Below are 15,279 nucleotides of genomic sequence, written 5' to 3' on the forward strand. Positions count from 1 at the left end.
CAGAAAAAGAATTCTGTGATACGATACATACAAAGAAAAGGAAGAGAGCGTGGCAGTGGATTCTGTCAGGCTCTCTTCTTGAAATGTGAGACAGGAGGATTTTTAAACGTGGGAAAATACATCATGGCACTTGATGCCGGCACAACGAGCAACCGCTGTATTCTGTTTGATCAGAAAGGACAGATCGTAAGCCTTGCGCAGAAGGAGTTTACCCAGCGTTTCCCGAAACCGGGCTGGGTGGAGCACGATGCCAATGAAATCTGGTCCACGATGCTCGGTGTAGCCGTGGAGGCAATGCAGAAAGCGGGCGCGTCCTACGAGGATATTGCGGCAATCGGCATCACAAACCAGAGAGAGACGACGATCGTCTGGGACAAAAAGACGGGAGAGCCGGTCTACAATGCAATTGTATGGCAGTGCCGCAGAACATCGGAATACTGCGATTCCCTGATGGAGCGCGGACTGGTTGACCGTTTCCGGGAGAAAACAGGTCTTGTGATCGATGCGTATTTTTCAGCCACGAAGCTGAAATGGATTCTAGATGAAGTTCCGGGCGTGCGCGAGCGGGCGGAGCGAGGCGATCTCTATTTCGGAACGGTGGAGACGTGGCTGATCTGGAAGATGACAAAGGGAAAGGTACATGTCACCGATTACACCAACGCGTCCCGTACAATGCTGTTCAATATCCATACCCTGAAATGGGATGAGGATATCTTAAAAGAGCTGAACATTCCGCTCTGTATGCTGCCGGAAGTCCGCCCGTCGAGCTGTGTCTACGGGGAGACGGCATCCACATATTTCGGCGGCCCGATTCCGATTGCGGGAGCAGCGGGAGACCAGCAGGCGGCGCTGTTCGGCCAGACCTGCTATGCGCCGGGCGAAGCGAAAAATACATACGGAACAGGCTGCTTCCTGCTGATGAACACGGGAGAAAAGCCGGTTTCTTCGACACACGGTCTTGTTACCACGATTGCATGGGGCATCGGGGACAAGATTACGTATGCGCTCGAGGGATCCATTTTCGTCGGCGGAGCCGCAATCCAGTGGCTGCGCGATGAGATGAAGCTGATCGAGTCCTCGGCGGATTCCGAGTACATGGCGCAGAAGGTGAACGACACGAACGGCTGCTACGTCGTGCCGGCGTTTACCGGCCTTGGCGCACCGTACTGGGATCAGTATGCGAGAGGAACCATTCTCGGCCTGACCCGCGGCGTCAACAAATACCATGTGATCCGCGCAACACTGGAGTCGATCACGTATCAGGTGGATGATGTCTTAAAAGCGATGGAGGCAGATTCCGGCATGAAGCTCTCTGCACTGCGTGTGGACGGCGGAGCAAGCGCCAACAATTTCCTGATGCAGTGCCAGGCGGACATCAGCCAGGCGCCGGTGGAGCGGCCATGCTGCATCGAGACGACCGCGATGGGAGCAGCTTATCTTGCGGGACTCGCCGTCGGCTACTGGCCGGATCAGGAGACAGTAAAACAGAACGGAGCCATTGACCGTACGTTTGAGCCGGAGCTCTCGAAAGAGGAGCGCGATGAGAAGATGAACGGATGGCACAAAGCAGTCCGTTACGCCGAAGGATGGGCGAAATAGAAAAAGATTTTGGAAATGCAGAAAAGGAACGGCTTCGTAATGAAAACCGTTCCTTTTCGCGTAAGGTATGTACTGATGTTAAAGAATGTCGATGTGTTCGCCGTTTAAAGCTTTGTTCATGCTTCGCACGGCACAGAATTTACCGCACATCGAGCAGGTATCTTCCTGTTCCGGCGAGCGGTCAGCACGGATGGCTTTTGCAGTCTCCGGGTCCAGTGCGCAGTCCCACTGTGCTTCCCAGTCGAGCACGCGGCGGGCATCGCCCATCTTGTCGTCAATATCACGCGCATGCGGAACACCTTTGGCGATGTCGGCAGCGTGTGCGGCGATTTTGCTTGCGATGATGCCCTGTTTTACATCATCCAGGTTCGGAAGAGCCAGATGCTCTGCCGGCGTTACGTAGCAGAGGAAAGCAGCGCCGTTCATAGCGGCAATCGCGCCTCCGATGGCAGCGGTGATGTGGTCGTAGCCCGGTGCAATATCGGTCACAAGAGGGCCGAGGACATAGAACGGAGCGCCCATGCAGATGGTCTGCTGTACTTTCATGTTGGCCGCAATCTGATCCATCGGAACGTGGCCCGGTCCCTCAACCATAACCTGAACGTCTTTTTCCCAGGCACGTTTGGTGAGTTCGCCGAGGCGCACCAGCTCCTCAATCTGGCAGACATCCGTTGCGTCGGCAAGGCAGCCAGGACGGCAGGCGTCGCCGAGAGAAATGGTCACATCGTATTCACGGCAGATATCGAGAATCTCATCGTAATACTCGTAGAACGGATTCTCCTCGCCGGTCATGCACATCCAGGCGAACACGAGGGAGCCGCCGCGGGAAACAATATTCATTTTCCGTTTGTGTTTGCGGATCTGATCGATGGTTTTTCTGGTGATGCCGCAGTGCAGGGTGACGAAATCGACACCGTCCTCGGCATGGAGGCGGATGACGTCAATAAAATCTTTGGCGGTCAGCGTATCCAGGTCTCTCTGGTAATGGATCACACTGTCATATACCGGCACGGTGCCGATCATGGCCGGACATTCGGAGGTCAGTTTCCGCCGGAACGGCTGCGTATTGCCGTGGCTCGACAGGTCCATGATGGCTTCTGCGCCCATATTGACCGCGGAGAGTACCTTCTGCATCTCCACATCGTAATCTTTACAGTCTTTCGAAACACCGAGATTTACATTGATTTTCGTGCGCAGCATCGAGCCGATGCCCTCCGGATCGATGCAGGTGTGCAGTTTATTGGCCGGAATGGCAACCTTTCCGCTGGCAACGAGCGGCATCAGGTCTTCCACGGCCATATACTCTTTTTCTGCGACTTTTTTCAGCTCCGGTGTTACAATGCCGCGGCGTGCGGCGTCCATCTGTGTTGCGTAATTGCGTTCCATCTGTTGTTCTCCTTTATTTTCAAAATCAGATCCGGTAAGCGTGGTTCAGCGGTCCCGAGCCGTGGCCGAGATCCATCATGCTCGCGAGTGCGCCCGAAATATACTCTTTTGCGGCGGAAATGGCATCCGGAAGGGAAAGCCCCTTTGCGAGCCCCGATGCGATGGCGCTGGAGAGTGTACAGCCGGTGCCGTGTGTGTTCGGATTGTCGATGCGTTTTCCGGTGAACCAGGTAAATGTGCCGTTGTGATATAAAAGATCGTTGGCATCATTGATACTGTGGCCGCCCTTTAATAGAACGGCACAGCCGCAGGAATCCCCGATCTCTTTTGCGGCGCGTTCCATATCGCTTTCCGACTGGATTTTGATGCCGGAGAGAACTTCTCCCTCTGGAATATTCGGTGTGATGACTTCGGCCAGAGGAAAGAGCAGTTTTTTCATCAGGTCAGGCACGCCGCCCGAAGCGAGCGCGGAACCGCTTGTAGCGACGAGGACCGGGTCCACAACGATGTGTTTGGCCTGGTAGAAGCGAAGCCGTTCGGAGATGACTTCGATCAGTGCCGGGGAGGATACCATACCGATTTTGACGGCGTCCGGGAAGATGTCCGTAAAGACGGCGTCAAGCTGTGCGGCCAGAAACTCCGGTGTTACATCGAAAATACCGGAAACTCCGGTGGTGTTCTGGGCGGTGAGTGCGGTAATTGCCGACATGGCGTAAACTCCGTTTGTGATCATGGTTTTGATGTCTGCCTGAATGCCGGCGCCTCCGCTGGAATCACTTCCCGCGATTGTTAATGCTGTTTTCATGTTTTTCGCGTCCATGAGAATTACTCCTTTGCATTACTTTTCTTTTTGGACAGGCGACAAAGAAAGTGGTGCCCCCAGTCTGCCGCCTGGTGTGAGGATGAATGGTTACGTAAAATTATTTGTTTTCCAGCATGCGCAGAGTCTGTTCTTTCAGATCCTTCGTTGCGGAAACAATGTCTTTCTGTGCAAAAATGGCACTGATGACGGCGATGCCGCAGATGCCGCTGCCGGAAAGCTCCGTCACGTTATCGCGTGTGATGCCGCCGATGGCGATGACAGGGATTTTAACGGCATTGCAGATAGCAGTCAGCGTTTCGTGGCTGACATCCTCCGCATCCGCCTTGGAACCGGTGTGGAAGACCGCGCCGACGCCGAGGTAATCTGCCCCGCGCTGCTCGGCGAGAATGGCCTGTTCCACGGTCTGCGCCGAAACGCCGATGATCTTGTCCGGGCCAAGCTTAGCACGGACATCGCCGGCCTCCATATCGCTCTGGCCGACATGAACGCCGTCCGCATCCATCTTAGCTGCGATTTCCACGTTATCGTTGATGACGAAAGGAACATGGTATGCGGCACAGAGTTTTTTCAGTTCCAGTGCCTCTTCCATAAAGTGATCCTGGTCAAGATTTTTTTCGCGGAGCTGGATAAACGTTGCGCCGCCCTGCAGAGCCTTTTCCACCTGGCTGTACAGTGTCTCGCCGTTCAGCCAGCTGCGGTCTGTCACAGCATATAAAAGCAGGCCTTTTTTATCGCACTTCATACTTTGCACCTTTCTCCAGCGTCTCGCCGTCCATGTGGTAGATGGCGTCGATGATGCGGTTCCGGTAGGTGGAGTTGCCGTCTTCCGGTTTCATATGGCTCCAGCCGATCTCGCCGGCAAGTCCCATCGCGCAGACAGCGGCAGCAGCGGCTTTTAACGGCTCGTCCGGGTTGGCAACGAGGTAAGCGGTCATCATGCCGGAGAGCTGGCAGCCTGTTCCGGTGATGCTTCCCATCTCGGCGCGTCCGTTGCGGATCACGTAGCAGGTGTCAGCATCGGCAACGAGGTCGATCGCTCCTGTGATGGCGACAACACAGTTGTGGTCTTTCGCAAAGTTTTTTGCAAAAGCAACGGCGCTGTCGAGGTTTTCGTCTGTTACTTTATCGGCAACGTCTGCATCAACACCCTTTGTCGTTCCACTTCCGAGTGCCAGTGTTTTGATTTCGGAAATATTTCCGCGGATGACGGTGAACGGGATTTTTTCCATCAGTCCGACTGCGGTCGAAGTACGTAAGTGGCTTGCGCCTGCGCCGACTGGATCGAGCAGGATTTTGTGACCGAGCGAAGCTGCTTTTGCACCGGCACGGTACATGCCGTCGATGCTCGTTCTGTGCAGCGTTCCGATGTTGATGTTCAGACCGCCGCAGATGGAGGTGATATCCTCGACATCCTCCGGTTCATCGGACATGATCGGGCTTGCGCCGCATGCCAGCAGAATATTGGCGACATCGTTTACTGTAACGTAATTTGTGATGTTGTGTACGAGAGGGGTTGTTTTTCTGACATTGTCAAGACAAGTGCCTAACATAATTTTTTGTTCCTCCTGTGTGAGTATTTTTGCAGAAGCAAATTCCCTTGTGGTACTGGAAGAACCTGTTGATGATGTGTTCATAGAGATTAAAAAAGCAGATATACGTGGAGGTATATCTGCAGAAAATGTGCATATCGTATCTCCCTACGTTGGCATTACCCAAATCAGGTTCAGGGTCTAGGAGATGCATCCTACTCTCAGCCCGCTTCGCACGCGAGCTCCCCTTTGCTTTCTGCAGACAATTATATACGCATAAAAACAATTGTGCAAGAGAAAAACGGAAGATTTAAAAAAATTTCAGAAAAATAAAAAAGACATGCAAAATATTGGAAATGTAATGTTATTTGGGTTGACAGAGAAAATAATATCAGCGTAAAATGAAGTATAAAATATGCGTGGAAGACGGGTGAAACGATGGAAGAACAAAGAAGCTTGAACTCTACCAGGACAGCCCGGAATACACCTTCGACCTGATCCTCGTGGACGTACATATCGCAAAGCCGATTGATGCGGAATTACTGAAAAAGAAAATTGCAGAGTATTGCAGGTGAAAAGAAGTGCCCCTGCCCGGCATCTGATGTGTGCCGGGCAGGGGCTTTTGATGTGCGAATCTTATTTTTCTTCCTCCGGGTACGTATAGCCCCAGGTTCTGCGGAAGGAGGTCATCAGATCCATGACGTCCTTCGTGTAGTCGAGGTGCATGGCAGATGCATCTCCATTGATGGCGCGTTCCATGTCGGCGAGCTCATAGGCGAGTGCATCGGCGTTGTCACCGGCTTTGATGATTTCGGATTCGCCGGTGGAAGCGTCTGTGATTTTTGCTTCCCAGGCACGCGGGTACTCCATGATCTCGATAAATCCGTTCTCACAGGAAACCATGCCGCGTTTCGGCTGTTTGGAGTGGAGAGAGAGCATCACACTTGCCATCTGTCCTTCCTGATTGGTGAGAAGGAGGCCGGCCTGCTCGTCCACACCGGTCGGAGCGGGCTTTACCTGGGAAAGGAGCTGATCCGGCTTAGAGTCGAAGAACCAGCGGATGAAGGAGAGTGCGTATACGCCGATATCAAGCATCGCGCCGCCTGCGAGATTCCGGTTGAAGAAGCGGTTCTTCATGTTGTACTCTTTGAAACTGCCGAAGTTCATCGTGATCAGATTGACTCTGCCGAGACTGCCGGAGTCGAGAAGTTTTTTCAGCTCTTTGTAGATCGGCATATGGTAAATCGTCATTGCCTCTCCGATGATGACACCTTTTTCTTTTGCAAGCGCTATGGCCTCGTCGAGCTCGTCGCTGTTCAGCGTAATCGATTTCTCAACGAGAATGTGTTTTCCATTGGCAATCGCCTCTTTCATAAAGCCAAGATGCGTGTTGTGCGGCGTCGTGATATAAATGACATCGACCTCCGGATCGGTAAACATCTCATGGAAATCATCGTAAACTTTTCCAATTCCATATTTCTCCGCAAAAGCAGCCGCCTTCTCATGGGTCCGGTTGCCGACTGCGTAAATATTCTTTCCGTTTTTCTGCAGTGCGACCGCCATTTCATTTGCAATCACACCGCATCCGAGTACAGCCCATTTGATTTCTTTCATCGTGAGATTCTCCTATCGTATCTATTTCGCCCAGAGCGGTTCTTCGCTTCCGCTGTAGTCAAACCGTCCGTCGTTTTTCTCTTCCAGTGCTTTGATCATATGGTACGTAAATTCATTGTAAGGCGTTGGAATTCCAAGCTCTTTTCCCATGCGGATCAGCGCACCCGAGAACATATCAATTTCCGTATGGCGTCCCGCATCGAGATCCTGGAGCGTCGAGTAGCGCGCCGTCGGCGGAACCGCACTTCCGCGTCCCGAGGAGACATCCGCCTTGCTGATATTAATTCCCTTTGCCTCCGCAATCGCCATCAGTTCTGCGCGGAGTCCGTCGCTGATCGCCTTCATATGTACACTGTCGCGGTAGCAGCCGACCCCGGCACCGAGAATAGCCTGCGGCAGGTTATTGCAGACATTCAGCCGGAATTTGCTCCATAGTTCCTCTAAAATACAATCGGTTGCCCGGTAATGCAGCCCTGTGCCGGAGAACAGATCCAGAACAGCCTGCACACGCTCACTGTCGTACGGCGCCGAAACTTCGCCGAAAATGATGCCGAGCGTCGCCTCAGGGTTGAAAACGTAGCCGTCATTCTCTTTATGAGAAGCTACTTTGATAACAGCATGAAGCAGATGCTCCGCACCGACTTTTTCCGCGATGATCTCCTCACTGTCCACGCCGTTCATCAGACTCATGATCACAGTATTCTCGCCGGTAACGGCAGTAATATTGTCAAGAGCCCCCGGCAGTGCGCCGTATTTGAGCGAGACGATCAGAAAATCCACGCCGTGTGCCTCTTCCGGTGTCCATACCTCCGGGTGATAAACCGTATCGTTAATTTTGCATCCTTTGTTTTTCAGACGCTTCGCCCGTTCCCCGGACGCGATAACGCCAAGCCGGATGTCCTTTTTCTCCGAAAGCCCCCAGATTACATAAGACCCAACCGCTCCGGCGCCCAGAACAGCAACTGATTTTATTATCATAATAGCCTCCTTTGTAACTATTTGAATTACCCTTACTATAACAAATTTTGCGGAGATCCTCAATTTGTTTTTCAAAATAGAAAATTTCGGAAAAGGAAGCCTAAATGTGTTGACGGAAGCTATTGGACCGCGGAGCAGAATAACTGGATGGTGACAGACGATCTGAAAAAGGTCAACGATACGCTGGGCCACGAGATGGGCGACATCATGATCCTGAACTTTGCAAAGCTCCTGCGGAAGGTCGTTCCGCCTCCGACCTGCTGCACGAGGCAGATCTGAAAATGTACGAAGACAAAATCCGGACGAAAGAAGAACAGAAGGCAAAAGAAAAACAAGAGAAGAAATAAGAAACGAAGGAGAAACGAAATTCGAACATTTCTCCTTTGTTTTTTGCGCGCATTTTTACCGGGAAATCATATTCTAAGGTTAGAATGAAAAAACAGGAGAATCTGTTGATGAAAGGAAAATGGCTGACAGGTGCGCTTGTACTGGCAATGGCGGCAGTGACGCTGGCGGGATGCGGGGCAAAAGATGAGACAAAAGAAAAAGTGGAGCAGGTGACATTAAATGAGGTTGCCCACTCCATTTTTTACGCCCCGCAGTACGTGGCAATTGAGGAGGGGTATTTTGCGGACGAGGGCATTGATCTGACGCTGATAACAGGATTTGGTGCAGATAAAGTGCTGACGGCGATGATTTCCGGCGAGGCGGATATCGGGTTTATGGGGGCGGAGGCAACCGTCTACGCGTACCTCGAGGGAACCGCAGACCCGGTTGTGAACTTCGCGCAGCTGACGCAGCGGGCGGGAAACTTTGTTGTGGGAAGAGAGAAAGACAATTCGTTTACCTGGGAGAAATTGAAAAACAAAGAGGTATTAGGGGGAAGAAAAGGCGGTATGCCGGAAATGGTCTTTGAGTATGTTCTGGCGCAGAAAGGGATTGATAAAAAAGACGTAAACATTAACCAGAGCATCGATTTTGGTTCCACAGCTGCCGCGTTCTCCGGCGGGCAGGGGGATTATACGATTGAATTTGAACCGTCCGCGACACTGCTCGAGCAGAAGGGCGACGGCTATGTCGTGGCATCGGTCGGAACGGAATCCGGGTATGTGCCGTATACGTCGTACAGCGTCAAACAGAGTTATCTGAAAACGCACGGCGCAACCGTAGAAAAATTCACGAAGGCACTGCAGAAGGGAATGGACTTCGTGCAGACGCACACACCGGAGGAGATTGCAGAAGTGATTGCGCCGCAGTTTGCAGAAACCGAGCTGGAAACCATCACCGCGATCGTGCGCCGCTACTATGAGCAGGATACGTGGAAAGAAAATCTGATCTTTGAGGAAGAAAGTTTTGATCTTCTGCAGGAGATTCTGGAGCAGGCGGGAGAGCTGGAGAAAAAGGCACCGTACAAGACACTCGTGACAACAAAATACGCCGAAGAGGCCGCCGCCAAAGGCTGATTCCGGCGGAATAGAAAAGCGAAAAAAGACAGAAAAAGACACTTTTCGACATTCGTCGACAAACAGCGACATTTCATTCGAAAAAAATAAAGAAAATTGCAAAAGAAAAGAAGAAAAATAGAGAAAAAGTATTGCAAAAAAGTAAATTTTGTTGCATACTATGGATGTCGCATATATTTTTTACAACACAGGCATACGGAGGCGAACAGACATGAAAGTAGGTTTTATCGGCGGCGGCAACATGGCGAGTGCCATGATTGGCGGAATGATTCAAAAAGGAGTTGTATCTGCAGATGACATTCTGGTATCGGTCCGCACGGAGAAAAGTGTGGAACGCTTGACCAACCAGTTTGGAGTCCAGGCGACTACGGAGAACGAAGCGGTCGTAGCCGGATCCGATCTTGTATTCCTGGCAGTAAAGCCAAACCAAATAAAAAATATAATAAACCTCGTCAAAAACTTCATCTCACCCGAGAAGATTATCGTATCGATTCTTCCCGGTAAGTCTTTACAATGGCTGGGTACAGAAATCGGAAAACCAACAAAGTTAATTCGCACCATGCCAAACACACCAGCACTCGTCGGAGAAGGAATGACCGGCGTCTGTGCCAATGATCTCGTGACGGAGGAAGAGCTGCAGCTCGTTTTAACCCTCCTGAAAAGCTTTGGCCGCGCAGAAGTTGTTCCGGAGTATCTGATGGATACCGTCACAGGTGTCAGCGGAAGCTCGCCGGCGTACGTATTTCTTTTCCTGGAGGCTCTTGCAGATGCGGCCGTAGCCGAAGGAATGCCGAGAAAACAGGCATATGAATTTGCTGCACAGTCTGTCCTTGGAAGCGCCAAAATGCTTCTCGAGACAGGAATGCATCCGGGAGAATTAAAAGACATGGTCTGCTCGCCAGGCGGAACCACCATCGAAGCGGTTGCCGTACTGGAGCGGGAGAAACTGAGAAGTGCTGTTATTGATGCAACACGAGCCTGCATCCGGAAATCAAAGGGAGTGGATTAGAAGGAGCAGCACCGCCGCTTTGACAGAATGACGCTAATGTGAAAGCAGCAAAATAAAGAATGTATGCACAAAAAAACAAACCAAAACAAGCAAAAAGCAAGCACAAAAAAGAGTAAAAAAACAAACGAGCGGAAAAATCCCGGCAGCCGTGGAAAAGGCACCGGGATTTTTTCTGGTAATTTATAGTTTTTTTCCTTTACTGAGCGTACTGTTGTGATAATCGGAAGAATAGGTTACATCCTTTCCAAACCATACCGGAGGAACAAAGGCGTTTGCGGATGCTTCGTCCGGAAACTCCACCTCTGCGAGGTAAAGGCCTTCATACGGCGCATCAAAGACATCGAGCTCGATCGTCAGATCCGTTCCGGTAAGCGGCAGCAGATAGCGTGTTTTTGAGATGAGAACGCCGTCTGCCTTTTCCCGCAGATGAAGGTAGGATTCCTTTGTGAGCGGAAGATTATACTCTTCACGCACCATCAGCCCTTTTGACTTGTAGGTCAGATAATATTCGTCGTCAGAGCGGCGGATGCGGACAACCGGTTCGGTGGAAAGATAGCCCTGCTCGATTTTTTTACATGGATAGCTTGTAAGATTTTCCGGAAGCTGATCCAGAAGGTATTTGCGTTCGATTTCCATAAAAGAGACTCCTTCTCGTGATTGCATCACTGCTTTTTTCAAGAGTTTACCATGCTTTTCCCGTGATGTTAAGCGAAATCCGGCTTTTTGCGAAAAAAGTCCTGAAATTTTTATGAAATGCAAGCATTCTGCGGAAAAATGTGGTATAATAGCGGCGGTTTGTTACAAAGAAAAGCAGAGAATATCACGTGACAAAACACACGAGACTGATCATACAACACAGGAGGACAAAACCATGGCAAAGATTTATGTATTTCTGGCAGACGGATGTGAAGAGATTGAGGCACTGACCCCGGTGGATCTGCTGCGCAGAGCCGGAGAAGACGTATGCACCGTTTCTATTATGGGAAGAAAAGAAGTAACAGGATCCCACAAAATCACCATTCTTGCAGATGAAACCATCGAAGAGGGAGAGTTTGATGACGGAGACATGCTGGTACTTCCGGGCGGAATGCCGGGTACATTAAATCTGGCCGGAAACGAGACGCTCGCAGCGCTGATTCGTTCCTATGACGATCAGGGAAAGAAACTGGCAGCCATCTGCGCAGCGCCGAGCATCCTTGGTGTGATGGGCATCTTAAAAGATAAAAACGCTGTCTGCTTCCCGGGATTTGAAGAAAAGCTGGCAGGCGCAAACGTACTCGATGTACCGGCAGTCACCAACAAAAATGTGACCACCGGCCGCGGCATGGGAGCAGCCACTGACTTCGCACTGGAGCTGATCCGTGTTCTGCAGGGAGAGGACAAAGCAAAAGAAATGGCGGAAAAAATCGTATTTCATTGCTAAAAAAAAGCCTAAAAACCACAGAAATATAAAAAAATCACTGGCGTTTTTGAAAAGAGTATGCTATACTCGATAAATGACTGTAGAATGGAGAGGTGTGCAGGTTTTCTGCCGCTTTTCAGATAAATCAAGGAGGAAATTGATAAAATGAGTGTACAGGTCGAAAATTTAGAAAAGAATATGGCCAAACTTACCATTGAGGTTCCGGCTGAAGAATTAGAGAAAGCACTGGAGAAAGCTTACCAGAAACAGAAAAAGAACATCAGCGTTCCGGGCTTCCGTAAAGGAAAAGTTCCGAGAGCTATGGTAGAAAAAATGTATGGCCCGGCAGTATTCTATGAGGATGCTGTAAACAGCCTTGTTCCGGAAGAGTATTCCAAAGCAGCAGAAGAGAGCAAACTGGACATCGTATCCCGTCCGGAGATCAACGTAGAGCAGATCGAAAAAGGCAAAGCTTTCATCTTTACCGCAACTGTAGCAGTAAAACCGGAAGTTACCCTTGGCGAGTACAAAGGTCTGGAAGTAGCAAAAGCTGACACAACCGTTACAGATGAAGAAGTAGAAGCTGAGCTGAAAAAAGAGCAGGAGAAAAATGCAAGAACCATCAATGTAGAGGATCGTCCGGCAGCAGACGGAGATACCGTTACACTTGACTTCGAAGGTTCTGTAGACGGCGTTCCGTTCGACGGCGGCGCTGGAAAAGATTATCCGCTGACCCTTGGCTCCCATTCCTTCATTCCGGGATTCGAAGAGCAGCTCGTTGGCGCAGCTCTGGAAGAGGAGAAGGAAGTAAACGTTACTTTCCCAGAGGATTATCAGGCAGAAGAGCTTGCTGGAAAAGCAGCAGTATTTAAATGCACCATCCACAAAATCGAAGCAAAAGAGCTTCCGGCACTTGATGACGACTTCGCAAAAGACGTTTCCGAGTTCGATACTCTGGATGAGTACAAAAAAGAAATCAAAGACAACCTGACCAAGAAAAAAGAAGAGCAGGCTAAGACAGAAAAAGAGAACGCTGTCGTAGATAAAGCAGTAGAGAACGCAACAATGGAGATTCCGGAAGCTATGATCGATACGCAGGTAGAGAACATGGTTGACGATTTCGCAAGAAGAATCCAGTCCCAGGGTCTGTCCATGGAGCAGTACATGCAGTTTACAGGCGCTACCGTTGATTCCTTAAAAGAGCAGATGAAACCGCAGGCTGTTAAGAGAATCGAGAGCAGACTGGTACTTGAGAAAGTTGCAGAAGCAGAGAACATCCAGATCAGCGATGAGAAGCTGGACGAAGAGCTGGCTAAAATGGCTGAAATGTACAAAATGGAGCTGGATAAATTCAAAGAGCTCGTTGGCGAATATGAGAAAGAGCAGATGAAGAAAGATCTCGCTGTTCAGGAAGCAGTAACTCTCATGGCCGACAGCGCAAAAGAGGCGTAAGACCTCGGAAAGAGAGGCAATTGAATGAGTTTTGTACCTTATGTCATCGAGCAGACAAGCAGGGGAGAGAGAAGTTACGATATTTATTCAAGACTGCTGAACGACCGTATTATTTTTCTGGGAGAGGAAGTCACTGACGTATCGGCAAACCTGATCGTTGCACAGCTTCTTTTCTTGGAGTCTGAAGATCCGGGAAAAGATATCCACATGTATATCAACAGTCCGGGAGGTTCTGTAAGCGCAGGACTTGCTATCTACGATACGATGCAGTACATCAAATGTGATGTATCCACGATCTGTATCGGTATGGCTGCCAGCATGGGAGCATTCCTTCTTGCCGGCGGTACCAAAGGAAAGAGAATGGCTCTGCCAAACTCTGAAATCATGATTCATCAGCCATCCGGCGGTGCACAGGGTCAGGCAACCGAGATCAAAATCGTTGCAGAACAGATTCTGAAAACCAAACGGAAATTAAATGAAATTCTGGCGGCAAATACAGGAAAACCGCTGGAACAGATTGAGATCGATACCGAGCGTGACAACTATATGTCCGCAGAGGAAGCAAAAGCATACGGTCTGATTGATAATGTAATTACGAACCGATAAGAGAGGAAAGGTGTCCAAAAGCGTAGTTCCGGCAATGAGGCTTTTGTGGCACCTTTTGCCTTATCCGGCGATAAGGTTTAGTTGTAATATGTTGAAAGGAAGAAAACGATGGCTATAAAAGGGAATGATACCAAGATCCGCTGCTCTTTCTGCGGAAAGACAGAAGACCAGGTACGCAAGCTGATCGCAGGCCCGGACGGGGCATACATCTGTGATGACTGCGTGGCAATCTGCTCGGAGATCATTCAGGAAGAATTTGAGGATCTGTACGGCGAGCAGGATACCGACGAGATCAACCTGATCAAACCAAAGGAAATCAAAGCATTTCTGGATGACTACGTAATCGGACAGGATGAGGCGAAAAAAGTGCTCTCCGTTGCTGTTTACAACCATTACAAACGAGTGCTTTCCGGTGCATCCTCCGACATCGAACTGCAGAAGAGCAACATTCTGATGCTCGGACCGACCGGTTCCGGAAAAACGTATCTGGCACAGACACTGGCCAAACTGATCAACGTTCCGTTTGCAATTGCAGACGCAACGGCACTCACCGAGGCAGGTTATGTCGGCGAGGACGTAGAAAACATTCTGCTCCGCCTCATTCAAGCAGCAGACTATGATATCGAGCGCGCTGAGCACGGCATCATCTACATCGATGAGATCGATAAAATCACAAGAAAATCCGAAAACGCTTCGATCACACGAGATGTTTCCGGCGAGGGTGTACAGCAGGCACTGCTGAAAATCCTGGAGGGAACTGTAGCTTCCGTTCCGCCGCAGGGCGGAAGAAAGCATCCGCATCAGGAGTTTATTCAGATTGATACGACGAATATCCTCTTTATCTGCGGCGGTGCATTCGAAGGACTCGAGAAGATCATCGAGACGAGACAGGATACGAAATCCATCGGATTCAACAATCCGATCGGCCATGCAAAAGATGAGAATGTCGGAGATCTGCTCCGTCAGGTCATGCCGCAGGATCTGACCAAGTTCGGCCTGATTCCGGAGTTTGTCGGACGTGTGCCGATTGTCGTTACGTTAAATTCTCTGGATGAGACGGCCCTGATGAAGATTCTGGTTGAGCCGAAGAATTCTCTGGTCAAACAGTACAAGAAGCTGTTTGAGCTGGACGGCGTACAGCTTGACTTCAAAGAAGATGCACTCGAAGCGATTGCAAAGAAATCCCTGGAGCGGAAAACAGGCGCCAGAGGTCTCCGCGCAATCATGGAAGATACGATGATGGATCTGATGTATGAGATCCCGTCGGACAATACGACAAAAGAATGCGTCATCACCAAGGACGCTGTAGAAAAGAAGGCGGAGCCGGAGATTATTCACGGCGAACCGGCCCCTGTTCCACGGCGGAATATGGGAAGAAGATCCGGAAGACCGGAAACCGCCTGAAAAACGCAGGAGGA

Annotated in this window: 15 protein-coding genes and 1 riboswitch; of the genes, 8 read left to right on the forward strand and 7 right to left on the reverse strand. The window is 50.2% G+C overall.

All coding sequences use genetic code 11. The annotated features are described in order from the left end of the window. The first annotated feature begins 108 nt into the window (after window positions 1–108). Window positions 109–1,599 (forward strand): glycerol kinase GlpK, encoded by a 1,491-nt coding sequence (glpK, locus tag DWY63_RS09495; RefSeq protein WP_055219824.1) that lies wholly within the window; start codon window positions 109–111, stop codon window positions 1,597–1,599. A gap of 78 nt (window positions 1,600–1,677) precedes the next feature. Here glpK and thiC read toward each other — a convergent pair whose 3' ends face one another. The 6 genes from thiC to DWY63_RS09525 all read right to left on the reverse strand — a co-directional run bounded on the left by thiC (window position 1,678) and on the right by DWY63_RS09525 (window position 7,929). Further along, complete coding sequence (thiC, locus tag DWY63_RS09500) at window positions 1,678–2,985, reverse strand: phosphomethylpyrimidine synthase ThiC (protein WP_022461338.1); 1,308 nt, start codon at window positions 2,983–2,985, stop codon at window positions 1,678–1,680. Between the two features lie 25 nt (window positions 2,986–3,010). Then, complete coding sequence (gene thiD / locus DWY63_RS09505; RefSeq protein WP_055219891.1) at window positions 3,011–3,790, reverse strand: bifunctional hydroxymethylpyrimidine kinase/phosphomethylpyrimidine kinase; 780 nt, start codon at window positions 3,788–3,790, stop codon at window positions 3,011–3,013. Between the two features lie 115 nt (window positions 3,791–3,905). Then, complete coding sequence (thiE, locus tag DWY63_RS09510; RefSeq protein ID WP_055226936.1) at window positions 3,906–4,550, reverse strand: thiamine phosphate synthase; 645 nt, start codon at window positions 4,548–4,550, stop codon at window positions 3,906–3,908. Continuing rightward, window positions 4,537–5,358, reverse strand: coding sequence for a hydroxyethylthiazole kinase (gene thiM / locus DWY63_RS09515; protein ID WP_022461341.1), 822 nt, complete (start codon window positions 5,356–5,358; stop codon window positions 4,537–4,539). Before thiM ends, thiE begins: the two co-directional genes overlap by 14 nt. Window positions 5,359–5,484: 126 nt before the next feature. Continuing rightward, window positions 5,485–5,596, reverse strand: a riboswitch (TPP riboswitch). A gap of 377 nt (window positions 5,597–5,973) precedes the next feature. Next, window positions 5,974–6,951, reverse strand: coding sequence for a Gfo/Idh/MocA family protein (locus tag DWY63_RS09520; RefSeq protein ID WP_117801965.1), 978 nt, complete (start codon window positions 6,949–6,951; stop codon window positions 5,974–5,976). A gap of 21 nt (window positions 6,952–6,972) precedes the next feature. Next, window positions 6,973–7,929 (reverse strand): ketopantoate reductase family protein, encoded by a 957-nt coding sequence (locus DWY63_RS09525; RefSeq protein ID WP_117801966.1) that lies wholly within the window; start codon window positions 7,927–7,929, stop codon window positions 6,973–6,975. Between the two features lie 147 nt (window positions 7,930–8,076). On the opposite strand from DWY63_RS09525, the gene DWY63_RS09530 reads away from it, so the two are divergent. From DWY63_RS09530 to proC, 3 genes are all read left to right on the forward strand, one after another. Then, window positions 8,077–8,208 (forward strand): diguanylate cyclase domain-containing protein, encoded by a 132-nt coding sequence (locus DWY63_RS09530; protein WP_117801967.1) that lies wholly within the window; start codon window positions 8,077–8,079, stop codon window positions 8,206–8,208. A 176-nt stretch (window positions 8,209–8,384) separates the two neighbouring features. Continuing rightward, complete coding sequence (locus DWY63_RS09535; protein ID WP_117760473.1) at window positions 8,385–9,392, forward strand: ABC transporter substrate-binding protein; 1,008 nt, start codon at window positions 8,385–8,387, stop codon at window positions 9,390–9,392. A 211-nt stretch (window positions 9,393–9,603) separates the two neighbouring features. Next, window positions 9,604–10,401: a pyrroline-5-carboxylate reductase gene (proC, locus tag DWY63_RS09540; RefSeq protein WP_117760472.1), complete on the forward strand. Its 798-nt coding sequence runs from the start codon at window positions 9,604–9,606 to the stop codon at window positions 10,399–10,401. 180 nt (window positions 10,402–10,581) lie between these two features. Here proC and DWY63_RS09545 read toward each other — a convergent pair whose 3' ends face one another. After that, window positions 10,582–11,037 carry a CYTH domain-containing protein gene (locus DWY63_RS09545; RefSeq protein WP_022461346.1) on the reverse strand — a complete coding sequence of 152 codons (456 nt, stop codon included), beginning with the start codon at window positions 11,035–11,037 and terminating at the stop codon, window positions 10,582–10,584. 235 nt (window positions 11,038–11,272) lie between these two features. Between DWY63_RS09545 and DWY63_RS09550 the strand changes: the two genes are divergently transcribed. The 4 genes from DWY63_RS09550 (at window position 11,273) to clpX (ending at window position 15,265) form a co-directional block, all read left to right on the forward strand. Further along, complete coding sequence (locus DWY63_RS09550; RefSeq protein WP_117801968.1) at window positions 11,273–11,824, forward strand: DJ-1 family glyoxalase III; 552 nt, start codon at window positions 11,273–11,275, stop codon at window positions 11,822–11,824. A 144-nt stretch (window positions 11,825–11,968) separates the two neighbouring features. Beyond that, window positions 11,969–13,255, forward strand: coding sequence for a trigger factor (gene tig, locus DWY63_RS09555; RefSeq protein WP_022461348.1), 1,287 nt, complete (start codon window positions 11,969–11,971; stop codon window positions 13,253–13,255). Between the two features lie 24 nt (window positions 13,256–13,279). After that, window positions 13,280–13,861: an ATP-dependent Clp endopeptidase proteolytic subunit ClpP gene (gene clpP, locus DWY63_RS09560; protein ID WP_022461349.1), complete on the forward strand. Its 582-nt coding sequence runs from the start codon at window positions 13,280–13,282 to the stop codon at window positions 13,859–13,861. A gap of 108 nt (window positions 13,862–13,969) precedes the next feature. Beyond that, window positions 13,970–15,265, forward strand: coding sequence for an ATP-dependent Clp protease ATP-binding subunit ClpX (gene clpX, locus DWY63_RS09565; RefSeq protein WP_117509624.1), 1,296 nt, complete (start codon window positions 13,970–13,972; stop codon window positions 15,263–15,265). Window positions 15,266–15,279: the final 14 nt, after the last annotated feature.

The sequence above is a fragment of the Blautia sp. AF26-2 genome, from assembly GCF_003460955.1.
Taxonomy (GTDB): Bacteria; Bacillota; Clostridia; order Lachnospirales; family Lachnospiraceae; genus Fusicatenibacter; species Fusicatenibacter saccharivorans.

Coding starts and splice junctions, on each gene's coding strand:
- thiC (WP_022461338.1), bottom strand. CDS start 2,985: ATGGAACGCAATTACGCAACACAGATGGACGCCGCACGCCGCGGCATT.
- thiD (WP_055219891.1), bottom strand. CDS start 3,790: ATGAAAACAGCATTAACAATCGCGGGAAGTGATTCCAGCGGAGGCGCC.
- thiE (WP_055226936.1), bottom strand. CDS start 4,550: ATGAAGTGCGATAAAAAAGGCCTGCTTTTATATGCTGTGACAGACCGC.
- thiM (WP_022461341.1), bottom strand. CDS start 5,358: ATGTTAGGCACTTGTCTTGACAATGTCAGAAAAACAACCCCTCTCGTA.
- DWY63_RS09520 (WP_117801965.1), bottom strand. CDS start 6,951: ATGAAAGAAATCAAATGGGCTGTACTCGGATGCGGTGTGATTGCAAAT.
- DWY63_RS09525 (WP_117801966.1), bottom strand. CDS start 7,929: ATGATAATAAAATCAGTTGCTGTTCTGGGCGCCGGAGCGGTTGGGTCT.
- DWY63_RS09530 (WP_117801967.1), top strand. CDS start 8,077: ATGGTGACAGACGATCTGAAAAAGGTCAACGATACGCTGGGCCACGAG.
- DWY63_RS09535 (WP_117760473.1), top strand. CDS start 8,385: ATGAAAGGAAAATGGCTGACAGGTGCGCTTGTACTGGCAATGGCGGCA.
- proC (WP_117760472.1), top strand. CDS start 9,604: ATGAAAGTAGGTTTTATCGGCGGCGGCAACATGGCGAGTGCCATGATT.
- DWY63_RS09545 (WP_022461346.1), bottom strand. CDS start 11,037: ATGGAAATCGAACGCAAATACCTTCTGGATCAGCTTCCGGAAAATCTT.
- DWY63_RS09550 (WP_117801968.1), top strand. CDS start 11,273: ATGGCAAAGATTTATGTATTTCTGGCAGACGGATGTGAAGAGATTGAG.
- tig (WP_022461348.1), top strand. CDS start 11,969: ATGAGTGTACAGGTCGAAAATTTAGAAAAGAATATGGCCAAACTTACC.
- clpP (WP_022461349.1), top strand. CDS start 13,280: ATGAGTTTTGTACCTTATGTCATCGAGCAGACAAGCAGGGGAGAGAGA.
- clpX (WP_117509624.1), top strand. CDS start 13,970: ATGGCTATAAAAGGGAATGATACCAAGATCCGCTGCTCTTTCTGCGGA.